Source organism: Ectopseudomonas khazarica (assembly GCF_017915135.1).
Classification (GTDB): domain Bacteria; phylum Pseudomonadota; class Gammaproteobacteria; order Pseudomonadales; family Pseudomonadaceae; genus Aquipseudomonas; species Aquipseudomonas khazarica.
This window is the reverse complement of the sequence record NZ_CP068551.1, coordinates 3,336,591-3,358,697: the sequence shown is the minus strand read 5'-3', so window position 1 is coordinate 3,358,697 and position 22,107 is coordinate 3,336,591. Positions and strand designations below refer to the sequence as shown.

23 protein-coding genes are annotated in these 22,107 nt (G+C 65.9%); 13 read left to right on the top strand and 10 right to left on the bottom strand.

The window, feature by feature from the left end; genetic code table 11:
• Positions 1–145 precede the first annotated feature (145 nt).
• From ccmA to JLK41_RS15950, 10 genes are all read left to right on the top strand, one after another.
• On the top strand, positions 146–790 hold the full coding sequence (gene ccmA / locus JLK41_RS15995; RefSeq protein ID WP_134675541.1) for a cytochrome c biogenesis heme-transporting ATPase CcmA: 645 nt from the start codon (positions 146–148) through the stop codon (positions 788–790).
• Positions 787–1,458 (top strand): heme exporter protein CcmB, encoded by a 672-nt coding sequence (gene ccmB / locus JLK41_RS15990; protein WP_037050495.1) that lies wholly within the window; start codon positions 787–789, stop codon positions 1,456–1,458. The genes ccmA and ccmB overlap by 4 nt, the downstream gene beginning before the upstream one ends.
• 64 nt (positions 1,459–1,522) lie before the next feature.
• Positions 1,523–2,278: a heme ABC transporter permease gene (locus JLK41_RS15985; RefSeq protein WP_150605680.1), complete on the top strand. Its 756-nt coding sequence runs from the start codon at positions 1,523–1,525 to the stop codon at positions 2,276–2,278.
• The gene (gene ccmD / locus JLK41_RS15980) at positions 2,275–2,451 is read left to right on the top strand and encodes a heme exporter protein CcmD (protein ID WP_210389349.1); all 177 of its coding nucleotides are present in this window, start codon (positions 2,275–2,277) and stop codon (positions 2,449–2,451) included. Before JLK41_RS15985 ends, ccmD begins: the two co-directional genes overlap by 4 nt.
• Positions 2,448–2,936 carry a cytochrome c maturation protein CcmE gene (ccmE, locus tag JLK41_RS15975; protein WP_037050501.1) on the top strand — a complete coding sequence of 163 codons (489 nt, stop codon included), beginning with the start codon at positions 2,448–2,450 and terminating at the stop codon, positions 2,934–2,936. The genes ccmD and ccmE overlap by 4 nt, the downstream gene beginning before the upstream one ends.
• A complete protein-coding gene (locus JLK41_RS15970) occupies positions 2,933–4,906 on the top strand; it encodes a heme lyase CcmF/NrfE family subunit (RefSeq protein ID WP_210389348.1) in 1,974 nt (657 codons plus the stop codon). Before ccmE ends, JLK41_RS15970 begins: the two co-directional genes overlap by 4 nt.
• Positions 4,903–5,442 (top strand): DsbE family thiol:disulfide interchange protein, encoded by a 540-nt coding sequence (locus JLK41_RS15965; protein WP_210389347.1) that lies wholly within the window; start codon positions 4,903–4,905, stop codon positions 5,440–5,442. Before JLK41_RS15970 ends, JLK41_RS15965 begins: the two co-directional genes overlap by 4 nt.
• Positions 5,439–5,927: a cytochrome c-type biogenesis protein gene (locus tag JLK41_RS15960; protein ID WP_037050507.1), complete on the top strand. Its 489-nt coding sequence runs from the start codon at positions 5,439–5,441 to the stop codon at positions 5,925–5,927. Before JLK41_RS15965 ends, JLK41_RS15960 begins: the two co-directional genes overlap by 4 nt.
• Complete coding sequence (ccmI, locus tag JLK41_RS15955; RefSeq protein ID WP_210389346.1) at positions 5,924–7,135, top strand: c-type cytochrome biogenesis protein CcmI; 1,212 nt, start codon at positions 5,924–5,926, stop codon at positions 7,133–7,135. Before JLK41_RS15960 ends, ccmI begins: the two co-directional genes overlap by 4 nt.
• Positions 7,132–7,458: a glycoside hydrolase family protein gene (locus JLK41_RS15950; protein ID WP_037050511.1), complete on the top strand. Its 327-nt coding sequence runs from the start codon at positions 7,132–7,134 to the stop codon at positions 7,456–7,458. Before ccmI ends, JLK41_RS15950 begins: the two co-directional genes overlap by 4 nt.
• Before the next feature lie 65 nt (positions 7,459–7,523).
• Here the strand turns inward: JLK41_RS15950 and JLK41_RS15945 are convergent, their stop codons facing one another.
• From JLK41_RS15945 to gcl, 9 genes are all read right to left on the bottom strand, one after another.
• Positions 7,524–8,981 carry an SLC13 family permease gene (locus JLK41_RS15945; RefSeq protein ID WP_210389345.1) on the bottom strand — a complete coding sequence of 486 codons (1,458 nt, stop codon included), beginning with the start codon at positions 8,979–8,981 and terminating at the stop codon, positions 7,524–7,526.
• 82 nt (positions 8,982–9,063) lie between these two features.
• Positions 9,064–9,930: an ion transporter gene (locus tag JLK41_RS15940; protein ID WP_210389344.1), complete on the bottom strand. Its 867-nt coding sequence runs from the start codon at positions 9,928–9,930 to the stop codon at positions 9,064–9,066.
• 89 nt (positions 9,931–10,019) lie between these two features.
• Positions 10,020–10,409: a hypothetical protein gene (locus tag JLK41_RS15935; RefSeq protein ID WP_210389343.1), complete on the bottom strand. Its 390-nt coding sequence runs from the start codon at positions 10,407–10,409 to the stop codon at positions 10,020–10,022.
• A 36-nt stretch (positions 10,410–10,445) separates the two neighbouring features.
• Positions 10,446–11,360 carry an urea transporter gene (locus tag JLK41_RS15930; protein WP_210389342.1) on the bottom strand — a complete coding sequence of 305 codons (915 nt, stop codon included), beginning with the start codon at positions 11,358–11,360 and terminating at the stop codon, positions 10,446–10,448.
• Positions 11,361–11,530: 170 nt separating this feature from the next.
• Positions 11,531–12,946 (bottom strand): pyruvate kinase, encoded by a 1,416-nt coding sequence (gene pyk, locus JLK41_RS15925; protein WP_037050523.1) that lies wholly within the window; start codon positions 12,944–12,946, stop codon positions 11,531–11,533.
• Positions 12,943–14,217, bottom strand: a complete 1,275-nt coding sequence (locus JLK41_RS15920; protein ID WP_037050595.1) for a glycerate kinase type-2 family protein — start codon at positions 14,215–14,217, stop codon at positions 12,943–12,945. The genes pyk and JLK41_RS15920 overlap by 4 nt, the downstream gene beginning before the upstream one ends.
• A gap of 421 nt (positions 14,218–14,638) precedes the next feature.
• The gene (locus tag JLK41_RS15915; RefSeq protein WP_037050525.1) at positions 14,639–15,529 is read right to left on the bottom strand and encodes a 2-hydroxy-3-oxopropionate reductase; all 891 of its coding nucleotides are present in this window, start codon (positions 15,527–15,529) and stop codon (positions 14,639–14,641) included.
• A 130-nt stretch (positions 15,530–15,659) separates the two neighbouring features.
• Positions 15,660–16,442 carry a hydroxypyruvate isomerase gene (gene hyi, locus JLK41_RS15910; RefSeq protein ID WP_037050527.1) on the bottom strand — a complete coding sequence of 261 codons (783 nt, stop codon included), beginning with the start codon at positions 16,440–16,442 and terminating at the stop codon, positions 15,660–15,662.
• 59 nt (positions 16,443–16,501) lie between these two features.
• Positions 16,502–18,277, bottom strand: a complete 1,776-nt coding sequence (gene gcl, locus JLK41_RS15905; protein WP_175253821.1) for a glyoxylate carboligase — start codon at positions 18,275–18,277, stop codon at positions 16,502–16,504.
• 111 nt (positions 18,278–18,388) lie between these two features.
• On the opposite strand from gcl, the gene JLK41_RS15900 reads away from it, so the two are divergent.
• The 3 genes from JLK41_RS15900 to JLK41_RS15890 all read left to right on the top strand — a co-directional run bounded on the left by JLK41_RS15900 (position 18,389) and on the right by JLK41_RS15890 (position 21,096).
• Complete coding sequence (locus JLK41_RS15900) at positions 18,389–19,303, top strand: LysR family transcriptional regulator (protein WP_037050530.1); 915 nt, start codon at positions 18,389–18,391, stop codon at positions 19,301–19,303.
• Positions 19,304–19,630: 327 nt separating this feature from the next.
• The gene (locus JLK41_RS15895; protein ID WP_037050531.1) at positions 19,631–20,065 is read left to right on the top strand and encodes a GlcG/HbpS family heme-binding protein; all 435 of its coding nucleotides are present in this window, start codon (positions 19,631–19,633) and stop codon (positions 20,063–20,065) included.
• 83 nt (positions 20,066–20,148) lie between these two features.
• A complete protein-coding gene (locus JLK41_RS15890) occupies positions 20,149–21,096 on the top strand; it encodes an IS481 family transposase (protein ID WP_210389341.1) in 948 nt (315 codons plus the stop codon).
• Between the two features lie 330 nt (positions 21,097–21,426).
• Here JLK41_RS15890 and JLK41_RS15885 read toward each other — a convergent pair whose 3' ends face one another.
• Positions 21,427–22,071 (bottom strand): TetR/AcrR family transcriptional regulator, encoded by a 645-nt coding sequence (locus tag JLK41_RS15885; protein ID WP_047588626.1) that lies wholly within the window; start codon positions 22,069–22,071, stop codon positions 21,427–21,429.
• Positions 22,072–22,107 lie beyond the last annotated feature (36 nt).

The following is a 22,107-nucleotide window of genomic DNA, read 5'->3' as shown; positions in this document are numbered from 1 at the left end:
GAAAGTCTGTTAACAACCTGTCGAAAATGCTGACTGCGGGGACAGTGATGCGACATGTATAATGCCGCCCCGTTCCGCACCGTACTTCCGGCTCGCGTCAGTATAGCGGCCTGGACTCTGCCTACTTTAACCCTGCCAGGTATCGATGACCCGTACCGTTCCCTTCCTCGAAGCCGTAGCGCTCAGCTGTGAGCGGGATTGGCGCATGTTGTTCGAGCATCTGGATTTCGCCCTGCAGGCCGGGGACATGCTGCAGATCAGCGGCCCCAACGGCAGCGGCAAGACCAGCCTGCTGCGCCTGCTGGCTGGCCTGCGGCAGCCGACGGCGGGCGACATCCTGTTGCAGGGGCGGGCGCTGGCGCAGCAGCGCAGCGAACTGGCGCATGACCTGCTGTGGATCGGCCACGCGGCCGGTATCAAGGGCCTGCTGACTGCCGAGGAGAACCTGGCCTGGCTGTGCGCCCTGCATCGTGCGGCCGACCGCGAGGCGATCTGGCAGGCGCTGGAGGCGGTAGGCCTGCGTGGTTTCGAGGACGTGCCCTGCCACACCCTGTCCGCCGGGCAGCAGCGCCGCGTGGCCCTGGCCCGGCTGTATCTGCCCGACACGCCACCGCTGTGGGTGCTCGACGAGCCGTTCACCGCCCTGGACAAGCATGGCGTGGCGCAACTGGAGGCGCATCTGGCGCGCCACTGCGAGCAGGGTGGCGTGGTGGTGCTGACTACCCACCACAGCCTCGCGCACAAGCCGGCCACCTACCGCGAACTCGATCTGGGGCAACACGCCGCATGAGCAACGTCTTCACGCAACTGCTCAGCCGCGAGATGCGCCTGCTGGCCCGTCGCCCATCCGACCTGGCCAACCCACTGGTGTTCTTCGCCATCGTCATCGCCCTGTTCCCCCTGGCGGTCGGGCCGGAGACGCAATTGTTGCAAACCCTTTCTCCCGGCCTGCTCTGGGTAGCGGCGCTACTGGCCGTGCTGCTCTCGCTGGACGGGCTGTTCCGCAGTGATTTCGAGGACGGCTCGCTGGAGCAGTGGGTCCTTTCGTCGCACCCCCTGCCTCTTCTGGTGTTGGCCAAGGTGCTGGCACACTGGCTGTTTAGCGGCCTGGCGCTGGTGTTGCTGGCGCCCCTGCTGGCCCTGATGCTCGGTTTGCCCGGGCGCTGCCTGCCGGTCCTGCTGCTGTCGTTGTTGCTCGGCACGCCGGTGCTGAGCCTGCTCGGCGCGGTGGGCGCAGCCCTCACCGTAGGTCTCAAGCGCGGCGGGTTGTTGCTGGCGCTGCTGATTCTGCCGCTGTACATCCCGGTGCTGATTCTCGGTAGCGGGGCTCTGCAGGCGGCCTTGCAAGGATTGCCGGCTGGCGGCCACCTGTTGTGGCTGGCCAGCCTCACTGCCCTGGCGGTGACGCTGACACCTTTTGCAATTGCCGCTGGCCTGACCATCAGCGTCGGCGAATAAGAACGAACCGTGATGCGTAGCCCGGATACAGTCCGGGCCACGTTACAGATGATGAGTCGACTGAATGAACTGGACGTGGTTTCACAAGTGGGGTTCGCCCAAGTGGTTCTATGAGATGAGCGGCCGCTGGCTGCCCTGGCTGAGCGTCGCGGCGCTGCTGCTGATCGCCGTCGGCCTGGTCTGGGGCCTGGCCTTCGCGCCGCCGGACTACCAGCAGGGCAACAGCTTCCGCATCATCTACATCCACGTTCCTGCGGCCTTCCTGGCCCAGTCCATCTACGTCATGCTGGCCGTCGCCGGCCTGGTCGGGCTGGTCTGGAAGATGAAGCTGGCCGATGTCGCCCTGCAACAGGCCGCGCCGGTCGGCGCCTGGATGACGGCCGTCGCGCTGGTCACCGGTGCCATCTGGGGCAAGCCGACCTGGGGCACCTACTGGGTCTGGGACGCGCGCCTGACGTCGATGCTGATCCTGCTGTTCCTCTACTTCGGCGTCATCGCCCTGGGCAACGCCATCAGCAACCGCGACAGCGCCGCCAAGGCCTGCGCCGTGCTGGCCATCGTCGGCGTGGTCAACATTCCGATCATCAAGTATTCGGTCGAGTGGTGGAACTCGCTGCACCAGAGCGCGACCTTCAAGATCACCGAGAAACCGGCGATGCCAGTCGAGATGTGGCTGCCGCTGCTGCTCGCGGTGCTGGGTTTCTACTGTTTCTTCGGCGCCGTGCTGCTCTATCGCATGCGCCTGGAAGTGCTCAAACGCGAGGCCCGCAGCAGCTGGGTCAAGGCTGAAGTGCAGGCGCTGGTGGAGGGCAAGGCATGAGTTTCGCGTCGTTCTCCGAGTTTCTCGCCATGGGCCCCCATGGCGCCTACGTCTGGAGCGCCTATGGCATCAGCCTGGTCGTCCTGGCGTTGAATGTGGTGCTGCCGATCCTGGCACGCCGCCGTTACCTGCAAGACGAGGCGCGCCGTTTGCGCCGGGAGAAGTCGAAGTGAATCCGGTTCGCAAGAAACGCCTGTACATCGTCCTGGCCATTCTCTGTGGCGTCAGCATCGCCGTTGCCCTGGCACTGAGCGCACTGCAGCAGAACATCAACCTGTTCTACACGCCGACGCAGATCGCGGCCGGCGAGGCGCCGGTCGATACCCGCATCCGCGCCGGTGGTCTGGTGGAAGAGGGCTCGGTGAAGCGTTCGGCGGATTCGCTGCAAGTGGACTTCGTCGTCACCGACGGCGCTCACGGCGTGACCATCCGCTACCACGGCATCCTGCCGGACCTGTTCCGTGAAGGGCAGGGCATCGTCGCCCTGGGTCGGGTCAACGAAGACGGCGTGCTGGTGGCTGACGAGGTGCTGGCCAAGCACGACGAGAACTACATGCCGCCTGAAGTCATGCAGGCGCTGGAAAAGAGCGGGATGATGCAGAAACACGATGAGGCCAAGGCCGCCAAACAGGGCTATCAGCAGGAGCGTGCGCAATGATCCCCGAGCTCGGCCATCTGGCGATGATCCTGGCGCTGTGCCTGTGCCTGGTGCAGGCGACGCTGCCGCTGATCGGCGCCTGGCGCGGTGACCACCAGTGGATGAGCCTGGCGCAGCCGGCTGCCTGGGGTCAGTTCGCCTTCCTGTTGTTCTCCTTCCTGTGCCTGACCTACGCCTTCATGGTCGACGACTTCTCCGTCGCCTACGTCGCCAGCAACTCCAACACCGCGCTGCCCTGGTACTACAAGTTCAGTGCCGTATGGGGCGCTCACGAGGGTTCCCTGCTGCTGTGGGCGCTGATCCTCGCTGGCTGGACCTTCGCCGTATCGATCTTCTCGCGGCATCTGCCGGAGGAGATGCTCGCCCGCGTGCTGGCCGTGATGGGCATGATCAGCGTCGGCTTCCTGCTGTTCCTGATCATCACCTCCAACCCCTTCGAGCGCCTGCTGCCGAATGCGCCGATCGACGGCCGCGACCTCAACCCGTTGTTGCAGGACTTCGGCCTGATCGTGCATCCGCCGATGCTGTACATGGGCTACGTCGGTTTCTCGGTGGCCTTCTCCTTCGCCATCGCCGCGCTGCTCGGCGGCAAGCTGGACGCGGCCTGGGCACGCTGGTCGCGGCCCTGGACCATCGTTGCCTGGGCCTTCCTCGGCATCGGTATCGCTCTGGGCAGCTGGTGGGCCTACTACGAACTGGGCTGGGGCGGCTGGTGGTTCTGGGACCCGGTGGAAAACGCCTCCTTCATGCCCTGGCTGGTGGGCACCGCACTGATCCACTCGCTGGCGGTGACCGAGAAACGTGGCGTGTTCAAGAGCTGGACGGTGCTGCTGGCCATCGCGGCCTTCTCCCTGAGCCTGCTGGGGACCTTCCTGGTGCGCTCCGGTGTACTGACCTCGGTGCACGCCTTCGCCACCGACCCGGAGCGGGGCGTGTTCATCCTCGCCTTCCTGCTGGTGGTGGTCGGCGGATCGCTGGCGCTGTTCGCCGTGCGTGCGCCGGTGGTCAAGAGCCAGGTCGGCTTCGGCCTGTGGTCGCGCGAGACGCTGCTGCTGGTCAACAACATCGTGCTGGTGGTGTCCGCCGCGATGATCCTGCTCGGTACGCTGTACCCGCTGGTGCTCGATGCCCTGACCGGCGCCAAGCTGTCGGTTGGCCCGCCGTATTTCAACGCGCTGTTCCTGCCGCTGATGGCGCTGCTGATGGCGGTGATCAGCGTCGGCGTGCTGGTGCGCTGGAAGGACACGCCGCTGAAGTGGCTGGGCAGCATGCTGACCCCGGTGCTGGTGGCCAGCGTGGTGCTGGCGGCCATTGCCACCTTCGTCCACGGCGATTTCCACTGGGCGGTGCTGGCTGTGTGCGTGCTGGCCTTCTGGGTGATCCTCGCGGGGGGGCGCGACATCCTCGACAAGACCCGCCACAAGGGCCTGTTCAAGGGCCTGCCGAGCCTGGGCCGCAGCTACTGGGGCATGCAGATGGCGCATTTCGGTTTCGCCGTATGCGCCCTCGGTGTGGTGCTGACCAGCCTGGGCAGCTACGAGCGTGACCTGCGCATGGCGCCGGGTGACTCGGTGGAGCTGGCCGGCTACCGCTTCCAGTTCGACGGTGCCGTGCATCATGAGGGCCCGAACTTCATCTCCGACAAGGGCACGGTGCGGGTCTTCGACGGCGAGCGCGAGGTCAAGGTGCTGTATCCCGAGAAGCGTCTGTACACCGTGCAGCAGGCGACCATGACCGAGGCGGGCATCGATGCCGGGTTCACCCGTGACCTCTTCGTCGCCCTCGGCGAGCCGCTGGAGCAGGGCGCCTGGGCCGTTCGCGTGCACATCAAGCCGTTCGTGCGCTGGATCTGGCTGGGCGGCCTGCTGATGGCCTTCGGTGGCTTCCTGGCTGCCGCGGACAAACGCTACCGGATCAAGGTGCGCACCCGCGTGCGCGAGGTACTGGGTCTGCAGGAGGCCAGCGCATGAAACGTCTACTGATGCTGTTGCCGCTGCTGGCGTTCCTGGCGATTGCCGTGTTCCTCTATCGTGGCCTGTTCCTCGATCCGTCGGAATTGCCCTCGGCGCTGATCGGCAAGCCGTTCCCGGCCTTCAGCCTGCCGTCGCTGGAGGACCCTGAACGCTCCATCAGCGAGGCCGACATCAAGGGCAAGCCGGCCCTGGTCAACGTCTGGGCCACCTGGTGTCCGTCGTGCCGCCACGAGCATCCGGTGCTGAACAAGCTGGCCGAGGCCGGTGTGGTGATCCACGGGGTGAACTACAAGGACCAGCGCGAGCCCGCACAGAAGTGGCTGCGCGAACTGCACAACCCCTACCAGCTCAACATCGAGGATGCCAAGGGCAGCCTGGGCTTCGACCTGGGCGTGTACGGCGCGCCGGAAACCTTCTTCGTCGATGCCAAGGGCATCATTCGCCACAAGTACGTCGGCACCATCGACGAGCGCGTGTGGCGCGAGCAACTGGCACCGATCTACCAGCAACTCGTCGATGAGGCCCGGCCATGAAGCGTCTGTTGCTTGCTGCCGGCCTGGCATTGGGCCTGGTGGCCGTGGCCCATGCGGCCATCGATACCTACGAGTTCGCCAGCGAGGCGGAGCGTCAGCGCTACCGCACTCTGGTGGAAGAGCTGCGTTGTCCGAAGTGCCAGAACCAGAATATCGCCGACTCCAACGCGCCGATTGCCATGGACCTGCGCGACGAGGTCTATCAGATGGTCGAGGCGGGCAAGACGGACGCACAGATCATCGACTTCCTGGTCGCCCGCTATGGTGACTTCGTGCTCTACAACCCCCCCGTGACCAGCCGCACCTTGCTGCTCTGGTACGGCCCGGCCGGGTTGCTGCTGATCGGCTTCGTGGTGCTCGGCGTGATCGTGCTGCGCCGCCGTGGCCAGCAGAAGGATCGTGCCGACGCAGGCCTCTCCGTTGATGAGCAGGCGCGACTCGCCGCGCTGCTCGACCAAGCTTCTCAGGACAAGAAAGACCGATGATCGATTTCTGGTTGCCCGCCGGGCTGCTGTTGCTGACTGCCCTGGCGTTTCTGCTCATTCCTGTGCTGCGCATCCGCAAGCTGCAGGCCGAAGAAGACCGCACCGCGCTCAACGTCACCCTGTACCAGGAGCGCCTGCAGGAGCTGGAATCCCAGCGCCAGGCAGGCGTGCTCGACGACGCGCAGCTCGAGGCCGGCCGTGCCGAAGCTGCCCGCGAACTGCTGGACGACACCGAGGGCGTGCAGCGCCGCAGCAGCGTGCTGGGCGGCAAGATTCCGCTGTTCGCCGCCTTGCTGGTGCCCGTGCTGGGTGTCGGCCTGTACCTGCACTGGGGCGCCATCGACGAGCTCGAGCAGACGCGGCTGCTGGCGGCCCAGCAGCCGCAGAGCATCGAGGAAATGACCGCGCGCCTGGAGCAGGCGGTCCAGGAGCAGCCGCAGTCCGCCGAGGCCTGGTACTTCCTCGGACGTACCTACATGGCGCAGGAGCGTGCAGGCGACGCCGCCAAGGCGTTCGAACAGGCGGTGAACCTGGCCGGGCGTGCGCCGGAGCTGCTGGGTCAGTGGGCGCAGGCGCTGTACTTCGCCGAAGGCAAGCAATGGAGCGAGCGTCTGCAGGCGCTCACCGACGAGGCGCTCAAGGGCGATCCGCAGGAGGTGACCAGCCTGGGTCTGCTGGGCATCGCGGCCTACGAAAGCCAGCGCTATGCGGATGCCGTACGCTACTGGGAGCGCCTGGTCGCGGTGCTGCCGGAGCAGGACCCGTCGCGTGCCGCCATCGTCGGTGGTATCGAGCGGGCTCGCGAGCAGATGGGCGACGCCGGGCAGGCCAGTGCTGCCGCCGAACCGGGTGCCAAGGTGCATGCGCTGGAGGTCAGCGTGTCGTTGTCGCCCGAGGTGCAGAAGAGCGTGCAGCCGGATGATGCCGTGTTCGTCTTCGCCCGCGCCCTCAGCGGCCCGCCGATGCCGCTGGCGGTCAAACGCCTGAAGGTCTCCGACCTGCCGGCCCGGATCAGCCTTTCGGATGTCGACGCGATGATGCCGGAACTGAAGATCTCCCGATTCGATCAGGTACAGCTGGTGGCTCGCGTGTCCCGCGCCGGCAACGCCACCCAGGGCGAGTGGACGGGCCAGGTCGGCCCGGTGGCCAACACCGCACGTGAGACCCAGACGCTGTTGATCGACAGCCGCGAAGGGCAGGTGCAATGAAGCGCCTGGTGCTGGCGGCATTGTTTGGATTCGGTCTGAGCGGCTGCGTGCTGCAGCAGCCGAACACACCGATCGACGATCTGCCGCCGGTCCAGCAGCCCTCGCATCCGCGTTATGCGCCGCCGCCCGGGGTCAAAAGCCACTGGAGCCCGGCGCTGGGGGTCTACGTGGTCGAAGGCGCGCGGGACCTGTACTACCGTGAGCGCGTCTTCTATCGCTTCGACGGTGGCTGGAGCTGGTCGCCCCGCGTGGCCGGTCCCTGGCAGGCGACCGACAGCAGTGGCATTCCGCCCGGGCTGTTCCGCCACTATCAGAACCGCTGATCAGGCGGTCCCCGCACATGAAAACGGCGCCCGCAGGCGCCGTTTTTCGTTTGTGCGAGCCGGGATCAGTGCGCCCAGATCAGCCCTACCAGCAGGTAGCAGATCAGCGTCACCAGCACCACGCCGAACAGATTGAGGGCGAAGCCCGCCTTGATCATCGACTGGATCTTCATGTGCCCGGTGCCGAACACGATGGCGTTGGGTGGCGTCGCCACCGGCATCATGAAGGCGCAGCTGGCGGCGATGGCGGCGGGAATCGCCAGCAGTTCCGCCGGCATGCCCTGGGACACGGCGAGGGCGCCGAGCAGCGGCAGGAAGGCGGCGGCGGTCGCGGTGTTGGAGGTCACCTCGGTGAGGAAGATGATCACCAGGACCACCACGCCGATCATCGCGATCACCGGCAGGGCGCCCAGCGCCCCCAGGCTCTGCGCGATCCACTCGGCCAGGCCGGTGCTGCGAATCACGCTGGCCAGCGACAGGCCGCCGCCGAACAGCAGCAGCACGCCCCAGGGCAGCTTGCTGGCGCTTTCCCAGTTCATCAGGAACACGCGCTTGCGGGTGTCCACCGGGATGATGAACAGGGCCATGGCGGCTGCGATGGCGATGCTGGTGTCGTTGACGCCGGGTAACTTGTCGGCGATCAGCGGCTGGAATACCCAGGCCAGGGCGGTGAGCACGAACACCAGGGCCACCAGCTTCTCGCCACGACTCAGTGGGCCGAGTTCGGCCAGCTCGCTGCGGATCAGCTGCGAGCTGTCGTGGCCGGCCAGCTTGAAGCCACCACGGGTCAGCCACCACCAGGTGAGCACCAGCATCACGAACGCCACGGGCAGGCCCAGCAGCATCCATTGGCCGAAGCCGATCTGCACGTCGTAGTTCTCGGCCAGGAAGGCCGCCAGCAACGCGTTCGGCGGCGTGCCGATCAGCGTGGCGATACCGCCGATGCTGGCGGCGTAGGCGATGGCCAGCAGCAGTGCGGTGGCGAAGCGCTCGCGCTCGGCGCCACCGGAGTCCCGTTCGCCGGCAAGCATGGCCACCACCGAAAGGCCGATGGGCAGCATCATGATGGTCGTGGCGGTGTTGCTCACCCACATGCTGAGGAAGGCGGTGGCCAGCATGAAGCCGGCGATCTGCCGGCTCGGCTTGCTGCCCACGGCCAGCAGCGTCATCAGCGCGATGCGCTTGTGCAGGTTCCAGCGTTCCATGGCCAGGCCGAGGATGAAACCGCCGAGGAACAGGTAGATGGTCGGGTTGGCGTAGGGCGCGCTGGCGGCGTTGAGGCTGTCGATGCCCAGCGCCGGGATCAGCAGGATCGGCAGCAGCGACGTGGCCGGGATCGGGATGGCCTCGGTGGACCACCAGGTCGCCATCAGCAGGGTCAGGCCGATGGTGGCCCAGGCGGCACTGGAGAGTCCGGCAGGCGGTTCCGTGAACAGGCAGGCGAGCAGCAGCAGTGGCCCGAGAATCAGGCCAATCCACGCCGCCTTGGCAGGCGCCGTGGTTTCATTGGTGGTAACGGCCATGGCGCTTCCTTCAGCGTAAAAAAGGCGGCTTTATAGCCCAGCGGGCGACTCTATGACCACGCGCTGGCCCATCGGTTTTGCTTCAGTCTGTTTCACGCCTGTCGCGAGGCGCTGAAGAGGCGGCATCGCAGCGCGTGAACAGCGGTCCGCCGCAGCGGTTGCAGAACGCCGCGCTGTGCTCGTGGCGGGGTTTGCGGCAGTGCGGGCAGTCGTGCTCCATCTGGCCATCCTGGCGCATGGCATTGGCCAGTTCCGCAGTGAAGATGCCGGTCGGCACGGCGATGATCGAGTAGCCGGTGATCATTACCATCGTCGCCAGCATCTGCCCCAGCGGCGTCTTCGGCGTGATGTCGCCGAAGCCCACGGTGGTCAGCGTCACCACTGCCCAGTAGATGCTGGTGGGGATGCTGGTGAAACCGTGGGCCGGGCCTTCGACCACGTACATCAGCGCGCCGAACACCGTGACCAGGGTAGAGACGCTGACCAGGAAGACGATGATCTTCTGCTTGCTGCCACGTAGCGCCACCAGCAGGAAATTGGCCTGAGTCAGGTAGTGGCGCAGCTTGAGCACGCGGAAGATGCGCACCATGCGGATCGCGCGGACGATCATCAGGTACTGCGCGTCGGCGAACATCAGTGCCAGGATGGCCGGCAGCACGGCCAGCAGGTCGACCAGGCCGAAGAAGCTGAAGGCATAGCGCAGAGGCTTGGGCGAGCAGTACAGGCGCAAGGCGTATTCGACCGCGAACAGTGCGGTGAAGAACCACTCCAGCGCACTGAACAGCCCGGCGTACTGGTTGTGGAAGCGTTCGATGCTGTCGAGCATCACCACCACCAGGCTGGCGAGGATGGCCACCAGCAGCCAGTTGTCGAAGCGCTGCGCTGCCGGCGTGCTGGTCTCGAAGATGATGATGTACAGGCGCTGACGCCAGCTCTGCCGATTGTCCATGGCAATGTCCGAAATCTGAAAAGGGGCACAGCCTAGGCAGGAAGGGGGGAGAGGGCAAGGGACGATCGCCTCCTGCGCGCCTGCCCAGGCTACTCGCCTTCCAGCGACGACTCCTCCCGTGGGTCGGCCAGGATGAAGCTGTCACCGGTCACTGCGGTGATGCGTGCCGTGCCCAGGTTGAGCAACTGCCACTGCCATTCCCCGTAGCGCGTGCGCAAGGTGCCGTGCGCCTGGCAGGGGCCGTAGAGGTACCAGTCGTGTTCCTGGCGCGGTGTGATGAGGATGGCGTGGCGCAGGAAGTCGGCGACCATCGCCGCGCTGACGGTGAACGTCTGGCAGCCCTCCTGCTGCGGGCCGCTGCGATCCTCGCTGACGAGGATATCGCTGACCGGGCCGATCAGGCTGGGGCTGGTTTCTGCGCTGGCCGTGGCTGCAGCCAGCAGCAGGCCGAGGCCGAGGCCGAGTGTGCGTCTGTCCATGATCCTGGGGTTCCCTGAGCGGCTCATGGCGCGATATTAACCTGTCGGCGTGCTGTCCTTCACTGCGCGCTGCCAGCTTTGTGCGCCGGCTCTGATCAGCCAGCAGGTCAGGATGAACGGCATGGTCAGGGCCGGCAGCCCGACGGCGCTGAAACCCGGCTGCAGGATCAGGGCGAGGAGGATGCCCGCTGCCGGTGCCAGCGGACTGTGGTGCACCTGGGCCAGGGCGATGGCCGCGAGGCTGGCGTTGTAACCAAACAGGCCGGCCAGTGCCCCCTCGTCGGGCCAGCCCTGGGTGATTGCCAGGGCGAGCCCGCCACTCGAGCCGAGCAGCGCCCAGAAGGCCGCACGGCCATCGGCCAGACGCAGGCCGAGCAGCAGACACAGTCCGGCCAGTGGCGAGTCGAGGAAGATGACCTGGCCGAGGCCGCGCAGCACGGCCAGCAGCAGCTGCAGCGCGTTCAGCTCAGGTATGCCGGGGGGCGCTGGTGGTGTGTCGGTCGGCCATTGCAGCTGGGCCGTCAGCGCCAGGAGCAACCAGCCCAGCAGCACGAAGGGGAAGGTGAAGGCCGGTAGCCAGCCCTGTTGGCGCATGCGCTGCATCCAGGGGGCCAGCAACAGGCTGGAAAGGCCGGCGCTGGTGACGATCAGCACGGGCAACAGTGGTGTCCAGGACAGTTTCAGACTGAGCAGCAGGCCGAGCAGGATGCCGTTGTAGCCGTACAGGCCGATGGCGATGTCCGCAGGTGGGTAACCGCGGCGCTGCGCGACCAGGGTCGAGGTCAGGCCGCCGAGCAGGGCGCCGGCGAGCAGTTCCGGCGCGCCGACGAGGATGGCCAGCAGCACCAGCAGGCCACAGCCCGGGTGCTGCTGGAGGAATATCTGGGCGAAGCCGCTGAGCAGGGCGCGCAGGCTCTGCAGGGCGGGGAAGGCGGTTATCAGTGGAAGCATGATCGATATACCAAGAGAGCTGTCTCCCCCAGCCCCTCTCCCGTACGCGGGAGAGGGGCGCCGTCCGGGCGGCTCGACGGCTCTGTGCAGGGCCGCCGGCTCAGTGAGTAGCCCGGCTGGAATCCCGGACGGGAGGCTGGGGCATTCCCGGATTTCATCCGGGCTACGCCTCAATGCAGCGTTTCGATCCTCAGGCTGTTGGTGCTGCCTGGCTGGCCGAAGGGTTCGCCGGCGGTGATCACCACCGTCTCGCCGCGCTTGGCCATGCCCTGGGCCTGGGCGATCTCCAGGGCCGTGCTGGTGACTTCCTCGACTTTGCGCAGACGTTCGTTGACCACCGAGTAGATGCCCCAGGCCACGGTCAGGCGGCGGGCGGTGGTCAGGCTCGGCGTCAGGCTCAGAATCGGGGCTTTCGGCCGTTCCCGCGAGGCGCGCAGGCTGCTGGCGCCGGACTCGCTGTAGTTGACCAGCGCGGCCACCGGCAGGATCGAGCTGATGCGGCGAATGGCGCAGCTGATGGCATCGCTGGCCGTGGCTTCGGCCTGCGGCCGGCCGACGTCGAGCTGGCTCTGGTAGTCCGGGCCGCTCTCCACCTGGCGGATGATCTTGCTCATCATCTGCACGGTTTCCAGCGGATAGTCGCCGGAGGCGGTTTCTGCCGACAGCATCACCGCATCGGCGCCTTCGGCCACGGCGTTGGCCACGTCGGTGACTTCGGCCCGGGTCGGCGCCGGGGAGAAGCGCATCGACTCGAGCATCTGCGTGGCCACCACCACCGGACGGCCGAGCTGACGGCAGGTGCGCACGATGTCTTTCTGGATGCGTGGCACGTTCTCCGCCGGCACTTCCACGCCCAGATCACCGCGCGCGACCATGATGGCGTCGCACAGCCTGGCGATGTCTTCCAGGTGGGTGACGGCCGAGGGTTTCTCGATCTTGGCCATGAGGAAGGCCTTGCCACCGATCAGTTCGCGGGCTTCGACGATGTCCTCGGGGCGCTGCACGAACGACAGCGCCACCCAGTCCACGCCCAGCTCCAGACCGAAGGCCAGGTCGCGGCGGTCCTTCTCGGTCAGCGGCGACAGCTGCAGCACGGCCTCGGGCACGTTGACGCCCTTGCGGTCGGACAGCTCGCCACCGGCCACCACGCAGGTGTCCACGGCGTCGCGCTGCTTGCCGGTCACCTTCAGGCGCAGGCGGCCGTCGTCCAGCAGCAGGCTCATGCCCGGCTGCAGGGCCTCGATGATTTCCGGGTGAGGCAGGTTGACCCGGCTGGCGTCACCGGGCGTGGCGTCCAGATCCAGGCGCAGGCTCTGGCCGTTGACCAGTTGCACCTTGCCTTCGGCAAAGCGGCCGACGCGCAGTTTCGGCCCCTGCAGGTCCATGAGGATGCCGATGGGCTGATTCAGCTCGCGCTCCACGTCGCGTACCCACTGGTAGCGCTGGGCATGATCGGCATGTTCGCCGTGGCTGAAGTTGAGACGGAACAGGTTGACGCCGGCCTCCACCAACTGGCGGATATGGGCGGCGTCGCGAATCGCCGGGCCGAGGGTGGCGAGGATCTTCACTTTCTTGTCAGCGTTCATTGGGTTGGGGCCTCGAGAATCAGGAGAGCGCGGAAATCGTTGACGTTGGTACGGGTCGGCCCGGTGACGATCAGTTCGTCGAGGGCGGCGAAGTAGCCGTAGCCGTTGTTGTTGTCCAGTTCGTCGCGGGCCGACAGGCCCTTGATGCCGGCACGGGCATAGCTGTAGGGCGTCATGATGGCGCCGGCGTTGTCTTCGGAGCCGTCGATGCCGTCGGTGTCGCCGGCCAGCGCATAGACACCGGGCAGGCCCTTGAGGCTGTCGGTGAGGCTGAGAAGGAACTCGGCGTTGCGCCCGCCGCGCCCGTTGCCGCGTACGGTCACGGTGGTTTCGCCACCGGAGAGGATCACGCACGGCGGCTTGATCGGCTGGCCGTGCAGCTGCACCTGGCGGGCGATACCAGCGTGCACCTTGGCCACGTCGCGCGATTCGCCTTCCAGGTCGCCGAGGATCAGCACCGGCAGGCCAGCCGCCTCGGCCCTGGCGGCAGCGGCGTCGAGTGACTGCTGCGGGGTGGCGATCAGCTGGAAGTGGCTGCGGGCGAGTACCGGATCACCCGGCTTGACCGTTTCCGAGCGCGGGTCCTGCAGCCAGCTGCGCACGTTGCTCGGGATGTCTATGGCGTAGCGCGCGAGGATCGCCAGGGCCTCGGCCGAGGTGGTCGGGTCGCCCACGGTGGGGCCGGACGCGATCACCGTGGCTTCGTCGCCGGGCACGTCGGAGATGGCGTAGGTGTAGACGGTGGCCGGCCAGCAGGCCTTGGCCAGACGGCCGCCCTTGATCGCCGAGAGATGCTTGCGCACGCAGTTCATCTCGCCGATGGTGGCGCCGGATTTCAGCAGCGCCTTGTTGATCGCCTGCTTGTCGGTCAGCGAGATGCCCGCCGCCGGCAGGGCCAGCAGCGAGGAGCCGCCGCCGGAGAGGAGGAAGATCACCCGGTCGTCTTCCGAGAGGTTGGACACCAGCTCCAGCACGCGACGGGCGACGCGCTCGCCGGCGTCGTCCGGCACCGGGTGGGCGGCTTCCACCACTTCGATCTTCTTGCACTCGGCGCCGTGTTCGTAGCGGGTCACCACCAGGCCGCTCACCTCGCCTTGCCACTCCTGTTCGATGACCTCGGCCATGGCTGCAGCCGCCTTGCCGGCACCGATGACGATGACGCGGCCGCTGCGGTCGGCGGGCAGGTGGTCGGCCAGCACCTGGCGCGGATGCGCGGCGGCGATGGCGGTGGCGAACAGGTCGCGCAGCAGGCGTTGCGGATCGAAGGTCATGGCGGTGTTCTCTTGGTCTTGGCTTGAGAGTCGCGCAGCGACGCCTTTCTTCATGGCCTTCTCCTGGCGGGAGCAGGTGGCGCGAGGCGCCGGATGAGGGAGGCGGGCAGGCCGCGTAGGAGTCGATGAGCCGGGGTGCCTGCGCGGCATGTCCGTCAGGGTGATGCTGGATCGATTCCATTCCCCAGGCGCCGCCTGGCAGCACCTGGGGAATGGAATCGACCAACCTGGCAATCGGGCCGTGACACCTCCTGCCAGGAAGGTCGAAAGGGTGGGCGAACAGCAAAGCCCCTCTCCCTGACCCTCTCCCACAAGTGGGAGAGGGGACTTGTTTGGCGTACGCCGAAAATCCGTGCAACGCCAAGCTGCTTGTCTCCCCTCTCACGTTTACGGGAGAGGGGGCGGGGGAGAGGGCGCTGTGTTACTCGCCGCGGATATTGAAGTTGGCCATGTGCTCCAGACCCTTGATCAGGGCGGAGTGATCCCAGCCGCTGCCGCCGAGGGCCGCGCAGGTGCTGAACACCTGCTGGGCATTGGCGGTGTTGGGCAGGTTCAGGCCCAGCTCGCGGGCACCGGACAGCGCCAGGTTGAGGTCCTTCTGGTGCAGGCTGATGCGGAAGCCCGGGTCGAAGGTGCCCTTGATCATGCGCTCGCCGTGCACTTCGAGGATCTTCGAGCCGGCGAAGCCGCCGGACAGCGCTTCACGCACCTTGGCCGGATCGGCGCCGTTGCGGGCGGCGAACAGCAGGGCTTCGGCCACGGCCTGGATGTTCAGGGCGACGATGATCTGGTTGGCCACCTTGGCAGTCTGGCCGTCGCCGTTGCCGCCGACGCGGGTGATGTTCTTGCCCATGGACTGGAACAGCGGCAGGGCGCGTTCGAAGGCGTTCGGGCAGCCACCGACCATGATCGACAGGGTCGCGGCCTTGGCACCGACTTCGCCGCCGGATACCGGGGCGTCCAGGTAGGCGGCACCGGTGGCCTTGATCTTCTCGGCGAAGGCCTTGGTGGCGGTGGGGGAGATCGAACTCATGTCGATCACCACCTTGCCGGCGCCGACGCCGCTCGCCACGCCGTTGTCGCGGAACAGCACGTCTTCGACCTGCGGGGTGTCCGGCACCATGACGATGATGAACTCGGCTTCCTGCGCGACTTCCTGCGGGTTGGCCAGGGCAATGGCGCCGGCGGCCAGGAGGTCGGCAGGGGCCGGGTCGTGGTGCTCCGAGAGGAACAGGGTGTGGCCGGCTTTCTGCAGGTTCTGCGCCATGGGTTTGCCCATGATGCCGGTGCCGATGAATCCGATTTTAGCCATGAGAGATAACCTCGTTGTAGGTGATGAACCGAGCCTGTAGGAGCGGGTTTACCCGCGAAGCGGACACCGCGGTGAGTGGCACCGGCTTCGCCGGTGGTCGCGGATGAATCCGCTCCTACAGGTGCAGCTTTCAGATTGCGTTGTGCGCTTTCATCCAGCCGAGGCCGGCAGCGGTGGTGGTTGCCGGCTTGTATTCACAGCCGACCCAGCCCTGGTAGCCGATGCGGTCCAGGTGCTCGAAGAGGAAGCGGTAGTTGATCTCGCCGGTACCCGGCTCGTTGCGGCCCGGGTTGTCGGCCAGTTGCACGTGGTTGATGGCGGCCAGGTTGGTCTCGACAGTACGGGCGAGGTCACCTTCCATGATCTGCATGTGGTAGATGTCGTACTGCAGGTACAGGTTGGTGCTGCCGACCTTGTCGCGAATCTCCAGGGCCTGGCGGGTGTTGTTCAGGTAGAAGCCGGGGATGTCGCGGGTGTTGATGGCTTCCATGACTAGGCGGATGCCGGCCGCTTCGAGCTTGCCTGCCGCGTAGCGCAGGTTGTCGACGAAGGTCTTCTCCACGGTGGCGCAGTCCACGCCCTGCGGGCGGATGCCGGCCAGGCAGTTGATCTGCTTGTTGCCCAGTACCTGGGCGTAGGCGATGGCCTGGTCGACGCCCGCGCGGAACTCCTCGACGCGATCCGGGTGGCAGGCGATGCCGCGCTCGCCCTTGCCCCAGTCACCGGCTGGCAGGTTGAACAGCACCTGGCTCAGGGCGTTGGCGTCCAGGCGGGCCTTGATCTCTTCTGCCGCGAAGTCATAGGGGAAGAGGTATTCCACACCGCTGAAGCCGGCTTCGGCGGCGGCGGCGAAACGGTCCAGGAAGTCCACCTCGGTGAACAGCATGGACAGGTTGGCAGCAAAACGGGGCATGGTGTCGCTCCTTTCGTGTGTCTCCCCCCGCCCGCAGGCGGGAGAGGGGATGGGTTGCGTCAATCTAGCAGCGTGATGGCGGTCGGGGCGTCTACGCCGCGCTCGGCCAGTTCCTCGAACTCGTTGATGGCATTGATTTCGGTGCCCATGGAGATGTTGGTGACCCGCTCCAGGATCACCTCGACCACCACCGGTACGCGGTGCTCGGCCATCAGGCGCTTGGCTTCGGCGAAGGCGTTCTGCAGCTCGTTCGGGTCGAACACGCGGATCGCCTTGCAGCCGAGGCCTTCGACGACCGCGACGTGGTCGACGCCGTAGCCGTTGATTTCCGGCGCGTTGATGTTCTCGAACGCCAGCTGCACGCAGTAGTCAATGTCGAAGCCGCGCTGCGCCTGGCGGATCAGGCCCAGGTAGGAGTTGTTCACCAGCACGTGGATGTACGGCAGGTTGAACTGCGCCCCTGCAGCCAGTTCTTCGATCATGAACTGGAAGTCATAGTCGCCGGACAGCGCCACGACCTGGCGTGCCGGGTCGGCCTTGACCACGCCGAGGGCCGCCGGAATGGTCCAGCCCAGCGGGCCGGCCTGGCCGCAGTTGATCCAGTGACGCGGCTTGTACACGTGCAGGAACTGCGCGCCGGCGATCTGCGACAGGCCGATGGTGCTGACGTAGCAGGTGTCCTTGCCGAAGGCTTCGTTCATCTCCTCGTACACGCGCTGCGGCTTGGCCGGCACGTTGTCGAAGTGGGTCTTGCGTTGCAGCGTGCGCTTGCGCTCGCGGCAGCTGTCGACCCAGGCGCTGCGGTCCTTCAGCTTGCCAGCGGCCTTCCATTCGCGAGCGACCTCGAGGAAGGCATCCAGCGCCTTGCCGGCGTCGGAAACGATGCCCAGGTCCGGGTTGAACACGCGGCCGATCTGCGTCGGTTCGATGTCGACGTGGATGAACTTGCGGCCTTCGGTGTACACCTCGACCGAACCGGTGTGGCGGTTGGCCCAGCGGTTGCCGATGCCGAACACCAGGTCGGAGGCGAGCAGGGTGGCGTTGCCGTAGCGGTGCGAGGTCTGCAGGCCGACCATGCCGACCATCAGCCGGTGATCGTCGGGAATCGCGCCCCAGCCCATCAGGGTCGGCACCACCGGCACGCCGGTGAGTTCGGCGAACTCGACCAGCTTGTCCGCCGCGTCGGCGTTGAAGATGCCGCCGCCAGCGACCAGCAGCGGGCGCTCGGCCTCGTTGAGCATGGCAATGGCTTTCTCGGCCTGAACGCGGGTGGTGCTCGGCTTGGCCACCGGCAGCGGCTCGTAGGCGTCGATGTCGAACTCGATCTCGGCCATCTGCACGTCGAACGGCAGGTCGATCAGCACCGGGCCCGGTCGGCCACTGCGCATCTCCTGGAAGGCACGCTGGAAGGCGCGCGGCACCTGGCCCGGCTCCATCACGGTGGTCGCCCACTTGGTGACCGGCCCGACGATGCTGGTGATGTCGACGGCCTGGAAGTCTTCCTTGTGCATGCGTGCACGCGGTGCCTGGCCGGTGATGCACAGGATCGGGATGGAGTCGGCGCTGGCCGAGTACAGGCCGGTGACCATGTCGGTGCCAGCCGGGCCGGAGGTGCCGATGCACACGCCGATGTTGCCGGCGTTGGTGCGGGTGTAACCCTCGGCCATGTGCGAGGCGCCTTCGACGTGACGAGCCAGGACGTGATCGATTCCGCCGAGTTTCTTCAGTGCAGCGTAGAGCGGGTTGATGGCGGCACCGGGGACACCGAATGCGGTGTCGACACCTTCGCGACGCATCACCAGTACGGCTGCCTCGATTGCTCTCATTCTGGCCATGACCATTGTTCTCCGAGTCGGTGGTTTTTCTTCTTGGGAGCAAGGATGACGGCTGTACCGGAACGACGGAATTGTTGGATACTTCAGTTCTGTCGATATCTGGAGTATCGAATGGACCGCCATACCCTTATCCGTAGTTTCGTGTTGGTTGCCGACAACGGCAGCTTTGCCGCCGCCGCGCTCAGCGAAGGCGTGACCCCCGTGGTGATGGGGCGGCGCCTGGATGCCCTGGAGCGCCATCTCGGCGTCAAGCTGATGCATCGCTCCACGCGCGGTCTGCAGCTGACCGACCTCGGCGAGCAGTACCTCGACCGTGCACGCAGCCTGCTGAAGGACTTCGATGAAGCCGATGCCAGCGTGGCCCGCGGCGGCAAGTCGGTGCGCGGGCACCTGGTGGTGTCCGCCCCGGCGGCGTTCGGCAGGCGGCACATTGCGCCGCATGCGGCGGCCTTCCTGCTGCGCTATCCGGACCTGAAGCTGTCCTTCAACTTCACCGACAGCCTGGTCGACCTGGTGCGCCAGGGCTACGACATGGGCATCCGCATCGGCGAGGTCACCGACCCCAACTACGTCGCGGTGAAGCTGTTCCCCAATCGCCGCGTGGTCTGCGGTGCTCCCGGCTACTTCGAGCTGCATGGCGTGCCGCGCACCCTCGAGGATCTGGCGCGGCACAACTGCCTGGCGTTCAACCTGCAGGGCGGTCAGCAGCGTGGCTGGACCTTCCTGCGCGAAGGGCGTCAGGTGGCGGTGAAGGTGGCGGGCAACCTCGACTGCAATGACGGCGAGCTGCTCTACAACTGGGTCAAGCAGGGGCTGGGCATCGGCTGGCGTTCGACCTGGGAGATCCAGGCGGAGCTCAAGGCTGGCGAGCTGGTGACGGTGCTGGACGATTACGAGATCCCGGCCTACGACATCCAGGCGGTCTATCCGCAGCAGCGTTATCTGCCGGCCAAGGTGCGTTTCTTCATCGACTATCTCAAGGACATCTACAACACGCCGGGGTACTGGGAAAACAGGGCGGACTAGCCCGTATGCTCGATACTTTGATTGTGATTTTCAGATAAAAATATTGTGTACATATTTTATTGATTTTGTGTTTTGTTGTTGCAACGAACCTTCTCTTCAGCTATTGCATAAGGCGCTTATCCATGCCGCACACGTTCAGGGCACCTCTAAAAACGTAGGCGAGGCAGTCAGCGCAAGGCAAAACCAGGCGAAGAAGCGCAGTTTACGTGCTGTAAATGAGCATTCTGAGCCTGCTTTTAACGCCGCGATGGCAGCGCAGGTCGTTTATAGAGGTGCCCTTCACCGGTCTGTGCGGCGAATGCCCATTCGCTTTTCTGGAGAACCTGCATGACCACGATCACTCTTTCCACAGCGGTGAACATCACCCGCAATGCCCTGGCCGTCGGGCGTGACCTCAGCGCCGCGCCGCTGACGGTGGCGGTGCTGGATGCCGGCGGCCACCTGATCAGCCTGCAGCGCGAGGACGGCGCCAGCCTGCTGCGCCCGCAGATCGCCATCGGCAAGGCCTGGGGTGCGCTGGCGCTCGGCAAGGGCTCGCGGGCGATCGCCAACGACGCGCAGCAGCGTCCGGCCTTCATCGGCGCGGTGAACACCCTGGCCGAGGGCAGCCTGGTGCCGGCACCGGGCGGCGTGCTGATTCGCGACGAGCACGGCGCGGTGATTGGCGCCGTCGGCATTACCGGCGACACCTCGGACATCGACGAGCAATGCGCGCTCGGCGCGCTGGAGTCGCTTGGCCTGAAGGCGGATCCCGGGGTCTAGGTGTGATCTCTCAGTAGGTTGTTCATCCGGGGCATTCCCGGAATTCTGGAAGCGCGACCAACACAGCCTTCCAGGAGCCCCGGATGAACCTGCATAAACATGCCCGTCTTACCCCGCGAGGTCGAGCCCTTCTCGTGCAGCGCATGCTCAACGGTCTGCGAGTCGAAGATGCGGCACAAGCCGCTGGCGTCAGTGTGCGTACAGCCTACAAGTGGCTCAAACGCTTTCGTGAGGAAGGTGAGATTGGCCTGATGGATCGTTCATCACGTCCGCACTCATGCCCCCATGCCACGGCAATCGCTCTGGTCGAGCAACTGATCGAGCTACGTCGCTCTCGCAAGACTTACCGGCAGATCGCCCAGATACTCGGCCTGGCCGTCAGTACCGTGGCCCGCCGCCTCAAGCAGGCCGGCTTTCATCGGCTGGCTGAGCTGGAACCTGCTCCTGTGGTGGTGCGTTATGAATACGCCAATCCCGGCGATCTCCTGCACCTGGACATCAAGAAGCTTGGCCGCTTCTGGAAACCCGGACATCGAGTCACTGGCGACCGTCAGCAGTGCTCCGACGGCGCCGGCTGGGAGTTCATGCACGTGGCTATCGACGATGCGTCCCGACTGGCGTTCACCAGCCTGCATCCAGATGAGCGCGGCAGCAGCGCCTGCCGGGCCTTGCTGCAAGCACTGCGCTACTACCGCGGGCTGAACATCTGCTTTCGGCGCGTCATGACAGACAACGGCGCCTGTTATCGGTCCCGGGCGTTTCAACGGTTGTGTGCTCGACTCAGGCTGAAACACATCCGTACCAAGCCCTATACGCCACGCACCAACGGTAAGGCCGAGCGCTTCATCCAAACGAGCCTGCGTGAATGGGCCTATGCCCGTAGCTACGACACTTCACAGCAGCGAGCAGCGCACCTGCTGCCCTGGCTGCATCACTACAACTGGCACCGACTGCACGCCAGCCTCGGATACCTGCCCCCGATCAGCAGAGCACCGCTTCCACTGAACAACGTACTGGGTTTACACATCTAGGGACCAGGCAGCCGCCCCGGATTTCCTGCGGGCGGCGACCAGGGCGGTGGATCGGCACGGCGCGATCCACCCCCTGACGCGGAACAGAACCCTACGTAGGGTGGATGTCGCTTTTCACATCCACCAGAACGCTGGAGCGGTAACCCGCGATTCTGCGAGGACCGGATGCGTACGACACCCCCGCGAAGTGCCATGTACGGAGGTGCTACGTAGGGTGGATGTCGCTTTTTACATCCACCAGAACGATGCAGCGGTAACCCGTGGTCTTCCCGACGCCGGGTCGGGTGCACGCAGCGTTCCTGCAGAGTCGACGAATGATCCTGCGCCGATCTAGGCGCTGGTCACCAGCTCGGAGGCGCTCGATGGCAGCGGGTCGACGTCGCAGCCCTTGAGCACCAGGCGGATGATGGTCTGTGCGGCGGCTTCGTAGTCGGCATCGTCCAGGCTGGCCTTGCCGGTGACGATGGAGATCTGCCAGTCGAAGTCGGCATAGGTCTGGGTCGCGGCCCAGATGCTGAACAGCAGGTGGTGCGGATCGACCGGGGCCATCAGCCCCTGGTCCACCCAGCGCTGGATGCAGGCGATATTGTGCTTGGCCTGGGCGTTGAGCTGTTCGGTCTGCTCCGGCGACAGGTGCGGTGCGCCATGCATGATCTCGCTGGCGAATACCTTGGAGGCGTGCGGCAGTTCGCGGGAGATGCGGATCTTCGAGCGGATGTAGGCCGTCAGCACTTCACTCGGGTGGCCCGGCTGGTTGAAGGGGGCCGAGGCGGCCAGCAGGGGGTCGACGATACTTTCCAGGACCTCGCGGTAGAGGTTTTCCTTGGATTTGAAGTAGTAGTAGACGTTGGGCTTGGGCAGGCCGGCCTTGGCCGCAATGTCACTGGTCTTGGTGGCGGCGAAGCCCTTGTCGGCGAACTCCTCGCTGGCTGCGCGCAGGATGAGCTCTTTGTTACGCTCGCGAATGCTGGTCATAGGCCCTGTGTTTTCCTTTTCCGCCGGGCGGCGGTC